The following is a 16,340-nucleotide window of genomic DNA, read 5'->3' as shown; positions in this document are numbered from 1 at the left end:
AGGGCGCCGGCATGACGGCGGGTCTCGACGAGCGCGACGTGCGTCGCGCCGCCGAGTCCGGCATGCCGATGATCGGCGCCGACGAGGGCCTCGCGCTGTTCGACGCGTCCCTCGCGACCGGTGACGCCGCGCTCGTCCCGGTCCGTCTCGACCTCGCGACCCTGCGCCGCCGCGGGAACGTCCCGCCGCTGCTGCGCGGCCTGGTCCGGAACCGGCGCTCGGCCGCGACCGGCGGCGACGACACCACGGGTCTGGCCGCCCGCCTGGCCCGCACCGAGCCCGTCGAGCGGCAGCGGACCGTGCTCGACCTCGTCCGCGGCGAGGCCGCGCTCGTGCTCGGCCACGCGTCCGGCGACGGCATCGACCCGTCGCTCGCGTTCCGCGACCTCGGGTTCGACTCGCTCACCGCCGTCGAGCTCCGCAACCGCCTCGGCGCGGCCACCGGCCTGCGACTGCCCGCCACGGCCGTCTTCGACTACCCGACGGTCACCGCGCTGGCCGAGCACCTGCTGGCCGAGCTCGTCGGCGACGACGCGGCCACCTCCGACGTGGCGGTGCCCGGTGTGCGGGCCGGTGACGCCCCGATCGTCGTCGTCGGCATGAGCTGCCGCTTCCCTGGCGGCATCACGTCGCCGGAGGACCTCTGGCGGATGCTCGACGAGGGCACCGACGTGATCGGCGACTTCCCGACCGACCGCGGCTGGGAGCTCGACGGCCTGTTCGACGACGACCCCGACCACCACGGCACGTCGTACGCCAGTGCGGGCGGTTTCCTGGACGACGTCGCCGGGTTCGACGCCGACTTCTTCGGGATGAGCCCGCGCGAGGCGACCGCCACGGACGCCCAGCAGCGGTTGCTGCTGGAGTCGTCGTGGGAGGCCGTGGAACGCGCCGGGATCGACCCGGTGTCGTTGCGCGGCAGCGCGACCGGCGTGTTCGCCGGCGTCATGCACAACGGGTACGGGACCCATCTCGACGGCACCGAGTTCGAGGGCTTCTCCGGACAGGGGAGCGCGCTGTCCGTCGCGTCCGGGCGGGTGTCGTACACGTTCGGCTTCGAGGGCCCGGCCATGACCGTGGACACGGCGTGCTCGTCGTCGCTGGTCGCGCTGCACCTCGCGGCGCAGGCGCTGCGCGGCGGGGAGTGCACGCTGGCGCTGGCCGGCGGCGTCACCGTGATGCCCGGCCCCGGCACGTTCGTCGAGTTCTCCCGCCAGCGCGGCCTGGCGCCGGACGGGCGGTCCAAGCCGTTCTCCGAGTCCGCGGACGGCGTCGGCTGGGCCGAGGGCGTGGGCATGCTCGTGCTGGAGCGACAGTCCGACGCGGAGCGCAACGGCCACCGGATCCTGGCCGTCGTCCGCGGCTCCGCGGTGAACCAGGACGGTGCGTCGAACGGCCTGACGGCGCCGAACGGCCCGTCGCAGCAGCGGGTGATCCGCCAGGCGCTGACCGCGGGCGGCCTGTCGCCGTCCGATGTGGACGCCGTCGAGGCGCACGGCACGGGCACCACGCTGGGTGACCCGATCGAGGCGCAGGCCCTGATCGCCACCTACGGGCGGGACCGCGAGCAGCCGCTGCTGCTCGGCTCCGTCAAGTCGAACATGGGCCACACGCAGGCCGCCGCCGGTGTGGCCGGCGTGATCAAGATGATCATGGCCATGCGGCACGGGACGCTGCCGCGCACGCTGAACGTGACCGAGCCGTCGTCGCACGTCGACTGGTCGGCCGGGGCGGTGTCCCTGCTGACCGAGGCGACGCCGTGGCCGCGGACCGGGCACGCCCGCCGGGCCGGCGTGTCGTCGTTCGGGATCAGCGGCACGAACGCGCACGTCGTGCTCGAGCAGGCACCCGCCGTCGTCGAGACCGGGAACGTGGCGGACCCGGAACCGGGCGTCCTGCCGTGGGTGCTGTCCGCGAAGTCGCCGGAGGGGCTGCGCGGCCAGGCCGCCCGACTGCGCGAGCACCTCGACCGCAACCCGGAGCAGGACCCGGCCGACGTCGCGTTCTCGCTGGTCACGGCGCGGTCACCGTTCGCCCACCGGGCCGTCGTGCTCGGCGGCCCGGACGCCGGGGACGCGCTCGCGGCGCTGGCCGGCGGCGAGCCGCACCCGTCGGCGGTGACCGGCCGGGCCACGGTCGGGCGCACGGCGGTGCTGTTCACCGGCCAGGGTGCGCAGCGTGCCGGGATGGGCCGCGAGCTGTACGCGCGGTTCCCGGTGTTCGCCTCGGCGTTCGACGCGGCCGTCGCGGCGCTGTGCCTGCCGGACCTGCCCGGCGTGATCGAGGACGGGACGCACCTGGACGAGACCGGGTGGACGCAGCCCGCGCTGTTCGCGCTGGAGGTGGCGCTGTACCGGCTGGTCGAGTCGTGGGGTGTCACGCCGGAGTTCGTGGGTGGGCACTCGATCGGTGAGATCGTGGCGGCGCACGTGGCGGGCGTGTTCTCGTTGGAGGACGCGGCCCGTCTGGTGGCGGCGCGTGCCCGGCTGATGCAGGCGCTCCCCGCTGGTGGCGCCATGCTGGCGGTGCAGGCGACCGAGGACGAGGTCACCCCGCACCTGACCGGCGCCGTGTCGATCGCCGCGGTCAACGGGCCCACCTCCGTGGTGGTGTCCGGCACGTCCGAGGCGGTCGCCGCGATCGAGGCGGAGTTCGCGGGCCGCCGGGTCCGCCGGCTGGATGTGTCGCACGCGTTCCACTCACCCCTGATGGACCCGATGCTCGACGAGTTCCGCACGGTCGCCGGGTCCCTGGCCTACGCCGAGTCGTCGCTCCCGGTCGTCTCGAACGTGACCGGCGCGCTCGCCGAGGGCGGCGAGCTGGGCGACCCGGAGTACTGGGTGCGCCATGTCCGCGAGCCGGTCCGGTTCGCCGACGGCGTCGCGGCGCTCGAGCAGCGCGGCGTCACCACGTTCCTGGAGCTCGGCCCGGACGGCACGCTGTCCGCGATGGCCCGCGAGACGCTCGCCGAGGACGTCGCGACCGTGCCCGCCCTGCGCCGCGACACCGCCGAGGAGCGCACCGCACTCGCCGCCGTCGCCGCGCTGCACACCCGGGGAGTCGACGTCGACTGGACGGCCGTGCTGCCGTCCGGCACCCGCGTCGTCGACCTGCCGACGTACGCGTTCCAGCACCGCCCGTTCTGGCCGTCCGGCGCCCGCGGCGGTGCCGACGCCGGCGCGCTCGGACTGGCCACGACCGGGCACCCGCTCGTCACCGGTGTCGTCGCGCTCGCCGACGAGGAGGGCCTGCTGCTCACCGGCAGGCTGTCGCTGCGGTCGCAGCCGTGGCTGGCCGACCACGTCGTCGCCGGCCGGGTCCTGTTGCCCGGCACCGCGTTCCTGGAGCTCGCGCTGCGCGCGGGCGAGGAGGTCGGCTGCGACGGCGTGGAGGAGCTGACGCTCGCCGCGCCGCTGGAGATCCCGGAGCGTGGCGCGGTGCGGATCCAGGTCCGGGCCGGCGTCGCCGACCCGGACGGGCGCCGTCCGGTCACCGTGCACGCCCGCGCCGACGGGGACGCCGGCAACGACGCCGCGCCTGACGTCGACGCGCCGTGGACGCCGCACGCCGCGGGGGTGCTCGTGCCCGCGGCCCCCGCCGCCGGGTTCGACGCCACCGTCTGGCCGCCGTCCGGCACCGACGCCGTCGACCTCACCGGCTTCTACGACGCCCGCGACGACGAGGGCTTCGCCTACGGCCCGGCGTTCCGCGGACTGCGGGCGGCCTGGCGCCGCGACGGCGAGATCTTCGCTGACATCGCCCTCGACGAGGAGGCCGACGGCGGGGCGTTCGCCCTGCACCCGGCCCTCCTGGACGCCGCGCTGCACGCCGGATGGCTGCTGACCGGCGACACGGCGGGCGGCGTCCCGTTCTCCTGGAACGGCGTCACGCTGGCCGCGACCGGGGCGTCCGCGCTGCGGGTGCGCCTGTCCCGCGACGACGACGGCGCGCTCACCCTGGCCGCGGCCGATCCGGCGGGGGCGCCCGTCGCCGACGTCCGGTCGCTCGCCATGAGTGCCGCTCCCGTCGCGGGTGGGACGACCGGCTCGGTCGTGCGGGACGCCCTGTTCCGCCTGGACTGGGTTCCGGTTCCGGGAGACCAGGTCACCCCGGACGTGGAGGCCGTCGTCGTCGGCGACGACCCGTTCGGGCTGGCGGGCCCGCACGCCGGCGCGTTGCCCGAGGAGCACGCCGGACCGGTCGTGCTGCCGTTCGCCGGCACGGGGACCGACGTCGTCGCCGACACGCACGAGCTCACCCGCCGCGCTCTGGACCTCGTCCGGACCCGGATCACCGACGACCGGTACGCCGGCGTCCGGTTCGTTGTCGTCACCCGCGGTGCCACATCCGGCGAGGACCCGGCGGCCGCCGCCGTCCGGGGGCTCGTGCGGTCCGCCCAGTCGGAGAGCCCCGGCTGCTTCGCGCTCGTCGACCTCGATCCCGACGCGCCGGCCGAGGTTCCGCCCGCCGCGCTCGACGGCGAGGAGCCGCAGCTGCGGGTCCGCGACGGCGCCGTGCAGGCCGCCCGGCTCGTCCGCCGGACCCCGGCCGAGGACGACGTCGCGACCGTCCCGCCCGGCGACGGCACCGTGCTCGTCACCGGTGGCACCGGCGGCCTGGGCGCCGTGCTGGCCCGCCACCTGGTGTCCGCGTACGGCGTGCGGGACCTGCTGCTGGTCAGCCGCCGCGGCCCGGACGCCGACGGCGCCGACGCGCTGGTCGCCGAGCTGGCCGACGCCGGGGCCACGGCCGCGGCCGTCGCGTGCGACGTCACCGACCCCGACGCCGTGACCGCGCTGCTCGACGCCCACCCGGTGTCGTCGGTCGTGCACGCCGCCGGTGTGCTCGACGACGGCCTGGTCGCCTCCCTGACCCCGGAGCGGCTGGAGACGGTGCTGCGACCGAAGGTCGACGCCGCGTGGACGCTGCACGAGGCGACCCGCGACCGCGAGCTGGACGCGTTCGTCGTGTTCTCCTCGGCGGCGGCCGTGTTCGGCAACCCGGGCCAGGCGAACTACGCCGCCGCCAACGCGTTCACCGACGCGCTCGTCGCGCACCGCCGCGCCGCGGGCCTGCCCGGCACGTCGCTGCAGTGGGGGCCGTGGGACCGGGGCATGACCGGGTCGCTCGGCGACGCCGGGGCGGAGCGCCTCGCACGTTCCGGTGTCACTCCGCTGTCCGAACAGGACGGCCTCGCGCTGTTCGACGCCGCGCTGGGCACCGGCGACGCCGCCGTCGCACCGGTCCGCCTCGACCTCCCCGCCCTGCGCGCGCAGGGCGAGGTGCCGCCGCTGCTGCGCTCGCTGATCCGGGGCCGCTCGCGCCGGGCCGCCGGCGCGTCGTCGGCGGCCGCCACCGGGCTGCGCGAGCGCCTGTCCGGCCTGACCGCCGACGAGCGCCGCGACGTGCTGCTCGACCTGGTCCGCTCCCAGGTCGCCCTCGTGCTCGGCCACGCGGGCGCCGCCGACGTCGAGGCCGACCGCGCGTTCCGCGACCTCGGGTTCGACTCGCTGACCTCGGTCGAGCTCCGCAACCGCCTGAACACGGTCACCGGGCTGCGACTGCCCGCCACGATGGTGTTCGACCACCCGACCGTCGAGCAGCTCGTCGCCGTGATCCGCGACGACCTCCTGGGTGCCGACGACGGTCCGGCCGTCACGGCGACCCGCACCGCCGCCGTCGCGGACGACCCGATCGTGATCGTCGGCATGGCCGCCCGCTACCCGGGTGGTGTGTCCACACCGGACGACCTGTGGACGCTCGTCTCGGACGGCGTGGACGCCGTCTCCGGGTTCCCCACCGACCGCGGCTGGGACCTGGACGCGCTGTACCACCCGGACGCCGACCACCTCGGCACGTCGTACACCCGCGAGGGGGGCTTCCTGCACGACGCCGCCGAGTTCGACGCCGCGTTCTTCGGCATGAGCCCGCGCGAGGCGTTGGCCACGGACGCGCAGCAGCGGCTGCTGCTGGAGTCCTCCTGGGAGGCCGTGGAGCGGGCCGGGATCGACCCGGTGTCGTTGCGCGGCAGCGCGACCGGTGTGTTCGCCGGTGTCATGTACTCCGACTACAGCGCGACCACGGCGGGCCCGGAGTTCGAGGGCTTCCAGGGTGCGGGGAGCTCGCCGAGCGTCGCGTCCGGCCGGGTCGCCTACACGCTGGGCCTGGAGGGGCCCGCGGTCACGGTGGACACGGCGTGCTCGTCGTCGCTGGTGGCGATGCACTGGGCGATGCAGGCGCTGCGCTCCGGCGAGTGCGACCGCGCGCTCGCGGGCGGCGTGACGGTGATGGCGACGCCCGGCGTGTTCGTGGACTTCGCCCGCCAGCGCGGCCTGTCCCCGGACGGGCGCTGCAAGGCGTTCTCCGACGACGCGGACGGTGTGGGCTGGGCCGAGGGCGCCGGCATGCTGCTGCTGGAGCGGCAGTCCGACGCCGAGCGTCTCGGTCACCGGGTCCTGGCCGTCGTCCGGGGTTCCGCGGTCAACCAGGACGGCGCGTCGAACGGGCTGACGGCGCCGAACGGGCCGTCGCAGCAGCGCGTGATCCGGCAGGCGCTGGCCAGCGCCGGGCTGTCGACCGACGACGTGGACGCCGTCGAGGCGCACGGCACCGGCACGACCCTGGGCGACCCGATCGAGGCCCAGGCCCTGATCGCCACCTACGGCACGGAGCGGGAACGCCCGCTGCTGCTCGGCTCGGTGAAGTCGAACATCGGGCACACCCAGGCCGCGGCCGGTGTCGCGGGCGTGATCAAGATGGTGCAGGCGATGCGGCACGGGACGTTGCCGCGCACGCTGCACGCGGACACCGCGTCGTCGCACGTGGACTGGTCCGACGGGACCGTGGAGCTGCTCACCGCGCCGGCCGCGTGGCCGGAGACCGGGCGCGCCCGCCGGGCCGGGGTCAGCTCGTTCGGGATCTCCGGCACGAACGCGCACGTGATCCTGGAGCAGGCCGCGTCGGCGGAGATCGCGACGCCGGCGATCGAGCCGGAGCTCGGCGAGCCGGCCGAGGCGACCGGTCCCGTCCCGTGGGTGCTGTCCGGTCGCTCCGCGGACGCGGTGCGCGGCCAGGCGGCCAAGCTGTCCGCGATGCTGCGGGCCCGGCCGGAGCTGCGGCCCGCCGACATCGGCCTGTCGCTGGCCACCGGGCGTTCGCGCTTCGACCACCGGGCCGTCGTGCTCGCGGGGCCCGATGGCGCCGCGGACCCGGCCGCCGGAAGCGACACGGCCGCCGACCCCGCTGCCGCGCTCTCCGCGCTGATCGCCGGTGATCCGCACCCGCGGGTCGTTACCGGCTCGACCGTCGCCGGCCGTACCGCGATGCTGTTCGCGGGTCAGGGGTCGCAGCGGCTCGGGATGGGCCGGGAGCTGTACGCGCGGTTCCCGGCGTTCGCCGGGGCGTTCGACGCCGTGGCCGCGGCCGTGGACGCCGAGCTCGCCGGTGGGGCGCCGGACGGCGCGTCACTGCGCGACGTGATGTGGGGCGACGACTCCGAGAGGAGCGTCGGCGGAACGAGCGTCGATGCCGGCCGTCTGGGCGAGACCGGCTGGACGCAGCCCGCGCTGTTCGCGGTCGAGGTCGCGCAGTACCGGCTCGTCGAGTCGTGGGGCGTGCGACCGGACGTCGTGGCCGGCCACTCGATCGGCGAGATCGCCGCGGCCCACGTGGCCGGGGTGTTCCCGCTCCAGGACGCGGTCCGGCTGGTGGTCGCGCGCGGCCGGCTGATGCAGGCGCTGCCCACCGGTGGCGCGATGCTCGCGGTGCAGGCGACCGAGGACGAGGTCGCCCCGCACCTGACCGGCGACGTGTCGGTCGCGGCGGTGAACGGCCCGTCGTCGGTGGTGGTGTCCGGAGCCGGGGACGCCGTCGCCGAGATCGAGTCGGCGTTCCGCGGACAGGGGCGCCGCACGACGCGGCTGCCGGTCAGCCACGCGTTCCACTCGCCGCTGATGGACCCGATGCTCGACGAGTTCCGCGCTGTCGCGGAGGGTCTGTCCTACGCCGACCCGACGGTCGCGGTCGTCTCGACGCTGACCGGCGCCCCGACCGGGTCGGGGGAGCTGTGCGACCCTGCGTACTGGGTGCGCCACGTCCGCGAGGCCGTCCGGTTCGCCGACGGCGTCGCGGCGCTGGAGGCCGAGGGCGTCACCCGGTTCGTGGAGCTGGGGCCGGACGGCACGCTGTCCGCGATGGCCCGCGAGACGCTCGACCGGGACGCCGTCGTCGAACCGTTGCTGCGCAAGGACTCCCCGGAGCCGGACGCCGCACTGACGGCGCTGGCACGCCTGCACACGGCCGGCGTCGGCGTGGACTGGACGGCTCTGCTGCCCGCCGCTCGGCCGGTGGAGCTGCCGACGTACGCGTTCCAGCGGCAGCGCTTCTGGCCGTCCGGGCCGCTCGGCGGCACCGGCGACCTCCGCGCCGCCGGGCTCGACGCGGCCGACCACCCGCTGCTCGGCGCGGCCGTCGGGCTCGCGTCCGGCGACGGGCTCGTCGTCACCGGGCGGCTGTCGCTGCGGTCGCACGCCTGGCTGGCGGACCACACCGTGTTCGGCCGGACCGTCGTGCCCGGCACCGCGCTGCTGGAGATGGCCGTGCGGGCCGGCGACGAGATCGGCTGCGACCGCGTCGACGAGCTCACGCTCGGCGCGCCGATGGTGTTGCCGGACAGCGGATCGCTGCAGGTGCAGGTCGTCGTCCGGGCTCCGGACGGCAGCCGTCGCGATCTCGGGATCTGGTCCCGTCCGGAGGGAGCCGGCGACGACGCCTGGACCGAGCACGCGACCGGCGCGGTGTCCGAGGGCGCCGCGCCGGGCGCGGGCGGGCTGACCGAGTGGCCGCCGTCCGGTGCCGAGAGCATCGACGTCGACGGCTGCTACGACGCGTTCGCCGACGCCGGATTCGCCTACGGGCCCACGTTCCAGGGCCTGACCGCGGCCTGGCGGCGGGACTCCGGCGACGGGACCGAACTGTTCGCCGAGGTCGCGCTCGCCGACGACACCGCGGAGGAGGCGGGCCGGTTCGGCCTGCACCCGGCGCTGCTGGACGCGGCGCTGCACCCGATGCTGCTCGCGAACGGGGGGACGGCCGCTCTGCCGTTCTCGTGGCAGGACGTGTCCCTGCACGCCGCCGGCGCGTCCGCGCTGCGCGTGCGGCTCGCCCCGGCCGGACCGGACGCGGTCACCGTGCAGGTGGCCGACCCCACCGGTGCCCCGGTGGCGACCGTCGGGTCGCTGCTCACCCGCGCCGTCCGCGGCGACGAGCCGACCGGCACCGACACCCGCGACGCGCTGTTCGGCCTCACCTGGCAGACGGTCACGGGAGGCACCGCGCCGCAGGAGGTCGCGCTGCTCGGCGACGACGCGCTCGGACTGGCCGACGTGCTGGGCGGGGCCGGAGTCACCGTCAGTGCCCACGCCGGTCCGGCCGCGCTCGCCGACGGCGGTGCCGTCCCGGACGTCGCGGTCGTCGGGATCGCCCCGACCGGCGACGACCCGGTCGCGGACACCCACCGCCGCACCGCCGACGTCCTCGCGCTGCTGCAGGAGTGGACCGAGCGCTGCGAGCCGTCCCGGCTCGTCGTCGTCACCCGCGCCGGGGACCTCGCGTCCGCCGCAGTCGGGGGCATGGTGCGCACGGCCGCGACCGAGAACCCCGGCGCGTTCGCGCTCGTCGAGATCGACGACGAGCCGTCATCGGACGTGCTGGCCACGGCGCTCGGCTCGGACGAGACCTGGCTGTCGCTGTCCGGCGGCGAGATCCACGCCGCCCGGCTGGCCCGGCATACCGCCGACGGCGACCCCGTCACGTGGGACGCCGACGGCACGGTGCTGATCACCGGCGGGACCGGAGGGCTCGGCGCGCGGTTCGCCCGCCACCTCGCCGCGAACCACGGCGTCCGGCACCTGCTGCTCGTCAGCCGCCGGGGTACGGACGCCCCCGGCGCGACCGACCTGGTCGACGAGCTCACGTCGATGGGCGCCACGGCGACCGTGCGGGCCTGCGACGTGACCGACCCGGACGCCGTCGCCGCACTCGTCGACGACGTCCGCGACACGCTGACGGCCGTCGTGCACACCGCGGGCGTACTCGACGACGGCGTGCTCGCCTCGCTGGACGCCGACCGCGTCGCGACCGTGCTGCGGCCCAAGGTGGACGCGGCGTGGCACCTGCACGAGGCCACCCGCGACCTCGACCTGACCGCGTTCGTCGCGTTCTCGTCGGTCGCCGGCCTGCTCGGCGCCGCAGGGCAGGCGAACTACGCCGCCGCCAACGCGTTCACCGACGCGCTGGCGGCCCGCCGCCGCGCCGACGGCCTGCCCGGGGTGTCCCTGGCGTGGGGGCCGTGGGAGCAGGGCAGCGGCATGACCGGCGAGCTGGGACAGGCCGAGGCCGAACGCCTGGCCCGCTCCGGGATGCCGCCGCTGTCCGCCCAGGAGGGCACCGCCCTGTTCGACGCGGCGCTCTGCGCCGACGCGGCGCTGATCGCCCCGGTCCGGCTCGACGTCGCGGCGCTGTCCGCGCTCGGCGAGGTCCCGGCCGTGCTGCGCGGGCTCGTCCGCAACCGGACCCGCCGCGCGGCGGCCGGGGGAGCGGCGACCGTCGCCGGGCTGGCCGACCGGCTCGGCCCGCTCGGCCCCGACGAGCGCCGTCACGAGCTGCTCGACCTGGTGCGGACGCAGATCGCCGTCGTGCTCGGTCACGCGGACCCGGCGGGTGTGGACGCCACGACCCCGTTCCGCGACCTCGGCTTCGACTCGCTCACCGCCGTCGAGCTGCGGAACCGCCTGTCCGCCGCCACCGGGCTGCGCCTGACCGCGACGCTCGTGTTCGACCACCCGACCGCGACCGCGCTCGCCGACCACGTGCTCGACGAGCTGTTCGGCGGCGCGGACGCGATCGTCCCGGCCACCGTGGCGGCGTCCACGGCGGACGACCCGGTCGTCGTCGTGGGCATGGCCTGCCGGTACCCCGGCGGCGTGTCCTCCCCTGAGGACCTGTGGCGCCTGCTCGGCGACGGCACGGACGCGATCGGCGACTTCCCGGCGAACCGCAACTGGGACCTGGACGCGCTCTACGACCCGGACCCGGAGCACACCGGCACCAGCTACACCCGCCGCGGCGGGTTCCTGCACGACGCGGGCGAGTTCGACGCCGCGTTCTTCGGCATGAGCCCGCGCGAGGCCGTCGCGACCGACGCCCAGCAGCGGCTGCTCCTGCAGTCCACGTGGGAGGCCGTGGAGCGGGCCGGGATCGACCCGGTGTCGTTGCGCGGCAGCAGCACCGGCGTCTTCGCCGGCGTCATGTACTCCGACTACGGCTCGATCCTCGGCGGCGGCGAGTTCGAGGGCTTCCAGGGCCAGGGCAGCTCGCCGAGCGTCGCCTCCGGCCGGGTCTCCTACACGTTCGGCTTCGAGGGCCCCGCCGTCACGGTGGACACGGCGTGCTCGTCGTCGCTGGTGTCGCTGCACCTGGCGGCACAGGCGCTGCGCTCCGGTGAGTGCTCGCTCGCCTTGGCCGGTGGTGTCACCGTGATGGCCACGCCCGGCACGTTCGTCGAGTTCTCCCGCCAGCGCGGCCTCTCGCCGGACGGGCGCTGCAAGGCGTTCTCCGACGACGCGGACGGTGTCGGCTGGGCCGAGGGCGTCGGCATGCTCGTGCTGGAACGCCGCTCGGACGCCGAGCGGAACGGTCACGAGATCCTGGCCGTCGTCCGCGGGTCCGCCGTCAACCAGGACGGCGCGTCCAACGGCCTGACGGCGCCGAACGGCCCGTCGCAGCAGCGGGTGATCCGCCAGGCGCTCGCGAACGCGGGACTGTCCACCTCGGACGTCGACGCGATCGAGGCGCACGGCACCGGCACCACGCTGGGCGACCCGATCGAGGCCCAGGCCCTGATCGCCACGTACGGCGCGGAGCGCGAACAGCCGCTGCTGCTCGGGTCGGTGAAGTCCAACATCGGGCACACCCAGGCCGCGGCCGGTGTCGCCGGTGTGATCAAGATGGTCGAGGCGATGCGGCACGGGGTGCTGCCGCGCACGCTGCATGCGGACACCGCGTCGTCGCACGTGGACTGGTCGGACGGGACGGTGGAGCTGCTCACCGCCGACACGGCGTGGCCGGAGACCGGGCACGCGCGCCGGGCGGGCGTCAGCTCGTTCGGGATCTCCGGGACGAACGCGCACGTGATCCTCGAGCAGGGCGTCCCGGCTGCCGACCCGCCCGCGGGTGAGGCCGACGGGCCGATCCCGTGGGTGCTGTCCGGCCGCTCCCCGGAGACGGTGCGCGCCATGGCGTCGCGCCTGCGCGAGCACCTGGCCGGGCACCCGGAGCTGCGTCCCGTCGACGTCGCGCACTCGCTGCTGACGACGCGGTCGGCGTTCGCGCACCGCGCCGTCGTCACCGGTCCGGACGCGCTCGCGGCGCTGGCCGACGGCACGTCGCACCCGGGGGTGGTGACCGGGACCGTCGACGACGGCGGCCTCGCGGCGCTGTTCTCCGGGCAGGGGTCGCAGCGCGCGGGCATGGGCCGGGAGCTGTACGACCGGTCCACGGTGTTCGCCGAGGCGTTCGACACCGTCGTGGCGGCACTGGACGCGGAGCTGGACGCCGAGCTGGATCCTGGGGAGTCGTTGCGCGACATCGTGTGGGACGGCGGTGACCGGCTCGACGAGACCGGCTGGACGCAGCCCGCGCTGTTCGCGGTCGAGGTCGCGCTGTACCGGCTCGTCGAGTCGTGGGGCGTGCGCCCGGACCGGCTCGGCGGGCACTCCGTGGGCGAGATCACGGCCGCGCACGTGGCCGGCGTGCTGTCCCTGGACGACGCCGCCCGGCTCGTCGCGGCGCGGGCCTCGCTGATGCAGGCGCTGCCGGCGGGCGGCGCGATGCTCGCCGTCGCGGCAGGCGAGGACGAGATCACACCGCACCTGACCGGCGACGTCGCGGTCGCGGCCGTGAACGGCCCGGCGTCCGTGGTCGTGTCCGGTGCGGAGCCGGCCGTGGCGGAGATCGGGTCGGCGTTCCGCGACGAGGGCAGGCGGACGACGCGGCTGCAGGTCAGCCACGCGTTCCACTCGCCGCTGATGGACGACATGCTCGACGACTTCCGCACGCTGGCCGAGAAGCTGACCTACGCCGAGCCGGAGATCCCGGTCGTGTCCAACCTGACCGGCGCGCTCGCCGAGCCCGGACAGCTGTGCGACCCGGAGTACTGGGTGCGCCACGTCCGCGAGGCCGTCCGGTTCGCCGACGGCGTCGCGGCGCTCGAGGCCGACGGCGTCACGACGTTCCTCGAGGTCGGCCCGGACGCGGTGCTCGCGGCGATGGCCGCGCAGACCGTCACGGACGCGCTCGTGGTCCCCGTCCTGCGCCGCGACCAGGACGAGCACGACGCGGCCCTCGCCGCGCGGGCCCGGCTGTACGCGGCCGGGCGGGCTGGCGGCTGGGACGACGTGTTCGACGGCACCGGTGCCGTGCGCGTCGACCTGCCGACCTACCCGTTCGCGCGGCAGTGGTTCTGGCCGTCCGGTCGTACCGCGGGCGGCGACGTGCGCGCCGCCGGTCTCGGTGCGGCCGAGCACCCGCTGCTCGGCGCGTCCGTCGAGCTCGCCTCCGGCGGGGTCGTGCTGAGTGGCCGCATCGCGCGCTCCACGCACCCCTGGCTCGTCGAGCACACGGTGTTCGGTCAGGTGATCGTGCCAGGGACGGCGGTGCTGGACATGGCGATCCGCGCCGCCGACGAGGCCGGGTGCGGTCACGTCGAGGAGCTGACGCTGGCCGATCCGCTCGTCCTGCCGGAGCGCGGCTCGCTGCAGGTCCAGGTCACGGTCGACGCGCCGGACGACGCCGGGCGCCGTGCGATCGGTGTCCGGTCGCGGCCGGAGGACGGTGACTGGGCGCAGCACGCGACCGGCGCCGTGGTCCCGGCCGCCGCGACGGCCGGACCGGGCTTCGACCCGGCCGTCTGGCCGCCGCAGGACGCCGAGCCGCTGGAGGCCGACGCCTGCTACACCACGCTCGCCGACGCCGGGTTCGACTACGGCCCGCTGTTCCAGGGGCTGCGAGGCGCGTGGCGGAAGGGGGACGAGCTGTTCGCCGAGGTCACGGTCCCGGACGACGCGACCGACGGGTTCGGGGTGCACCCGGCGCTGCTGGACTCCGCCCTGCACGCCCTGCTGCTCGCCTCGCTCGGCGACGGCGGTGGAGACGGCGGGGGAGCGGCCCTTCCGTTCTCGTGGGAGGGCGTGACGCTGCACGCGTCCGGCGCCGCCGCGCTGCGGGTGCGGCTGGCCCCGACGGCCGACGGCGCGACGTCCGTGCACGCCGTGGACGCGGGCGGCGCACCCGTCGTCGTCGTCGACGCGCTGCACTCCCGGGCCGTCAGCGCCGAGCAGATGCGCGCCGCAGGGCCGTCCCGCGACCCGCTGTTCGCCGTCGACTGGGTCGAGGTGTCCACTCCGGACACGGCGACCACGGCGGACGCGGCGAGTGTCGCCGTGCTGGGCGAGGACCCGTTCGGCCTGGACGCCGCGCACGTGGAGAGCCTCGCCGGGCTCGACCCCGTCCCGGACGTCGTGCTCGTCCCGGTCGCGACCGACCCGGTCGCGACCGACCCGACGGCCGCGGTGCGGGAGCACACCGGCCGGGTGCTGGACCTGCTCCAGCGGTGGCTCGCCGACGAGACCCTCGCCGCGTCCCGCCTGGTCGTCGTCACCCGCGGAGCCGCCGCCGTCGGCGACGATGACGGTGACGATGGCGGTGACGTCACGGACCTCGCCGCCTCCGCGGTCTGGGGCCTGGTGCGCTCGGCGCAGAGCGAGAACCCGGGCGTCGTCGCGCTCGTCGACCTCGACCGGGAGGGCACGGGATCGCTGACCGCGGCGGTGGCCGCGACCGCGTCGGAGCCCCAGATCGCCGTCCGGGGCGGAGCGCTGCTGGCCCCGCGCGTCGTCCACGCCGATGTGGACCCGGAGCGGGTCCCGGAGTTCCGCCCGGACGGCACGGTGCTGGTCACCGGCGGCACCGGCGGGCTCGGCGGGATCGTCGCCCGGCACCTCGTCACTGAGCGCGACGTGCGGAACCTCGTCCTGGTCAGCCGCCGCGGGGTTGACGCGGACGGCGCGGTCGAGCTGGTGGCCGACCTCGAGTCGCACGGCGCCACGGTCACCGTCGCGGCCTGCGACGTCGCCGACGCCGGCGCGGTCGCCGACCTGGTCGCCGCGCACGAGCCGACCGCCGTGATCCACACCGCCGGCGTGCTCGACGACGGCGTGCTCGGCTCGCTGGACGCGGACCGTCTGGACACGGTGCTCCGGCCGAAGGCGGACGCCGCGTGGCACCTGCACGAGGCCACCCGCGACCGCGATCTCGACGCGTTCGTGCTGTTCTCCTCCGTCGCCGGCGTGTTCGGCGGCGCCGGGCAGGCGAACTACGCGGCCGGCAACGCGTTCCTGGACGCGCTGGCCGCGCACCGCAGGGCCGCGGGTCTGCCGGGCCTGTCGCTGGCGTGGGGGCCGTGGGAGCAGGGCAGCGGCATGACCGGCTCGCTCGGCGACGCCGAGACCGAGCGGATGGCGCGCTCCGGCATGGCCCCGCTGACCGTCGGGTCGGGCCTCGCACTGTTCGACGCCGGTCCGGCGGCCGGGCGCGCGCTGGTGCTGCCGGTCGATCTCGACCTGGCCGCGCTGCGCGGTCCCGGCGACGTCCCCGCCCTGCTGCGCGGGCTGGTCCGGACCCCGGCCCGTCGGGCCGCCGCCACCGGATCGACGCCGTCCCCGGACGCGCTCACCTCGACGCTCGCCGGTCTCGGCGCCGCCGAGCAGGACGAGGTCCTGCTGACGCTCGTGCGCGGCCAGGCCGCCGACGTCCTCGGGCACGCGGACTCCTCCGCCGTCGGGACCCGGCAGCAGTTCCAGGAGCTGGGCTTCGACTCGCTGACCGCCGTCGAGTACCGGAACCGGCTGAACACGGCCACCGGGCTGCGGCTGCCGGCCACGCTGATGTTCGACTTCCCGACGCCTGCCGACGTCGTCGCGCACCTGCGGGAACGGCTCGGCGTCGCCCCGGCGACCGGGGCGGACGCCGTGCTGGCCGCGCTCGACGGGCTGGAGCGGGCGATCGCGGGTCTCGGGAGCGGCGCCCAGGAGGCGGGCCACCGCAAGGTCGCCGGGCGGATCGAGGTCCTGCGCACGAAGTGGGCCGGTCTGCGCGACCGGGACGGCTCCGCGGACACCTCGGGGTCCGACGACATCGGCGAGGTCTCCGACGACGACATGTTCGCGATGCTCGACGACGAGCTCGGGACCGGCGAGGACGGTGCCGGGAGCCGGCAGGACTGA

Annotated in this window: 1 protein-coding gene (cut by a window edge); it reads left to right on the top strand. The window is 76.2% G+C overall.

From position 1 onward, the window contains the following. Positions 1–16,340, top strand: the 3' portion of a protein-coding gene (locus EV378_RS01335) for a type I polyketide synthase (RefSeq protein ID WP_132420937.1). The gene continues 16,630 nt to the left of window position 1, outside the view; the window shows 16,340 of its 32,970 coding nt (coding positions 16,631–32,970); its start codon lies off the left edge, out of view; the stop codon is at positions 16,338–16,340.

The organism is Pseudonocardia endophytica (assembly GCF_004339565.1).
Taxonomy (GTDB): domain Bacteria; phylum Actinomycetota; class Actinomycetes; order Mycobacteriales; family Pseudonocardiaceae; genus Pseudonocardia; species Pseudonocardia endophytica.
This window is presented reverse-complemented; position numbering and strand designations above follow the sequence as displayed.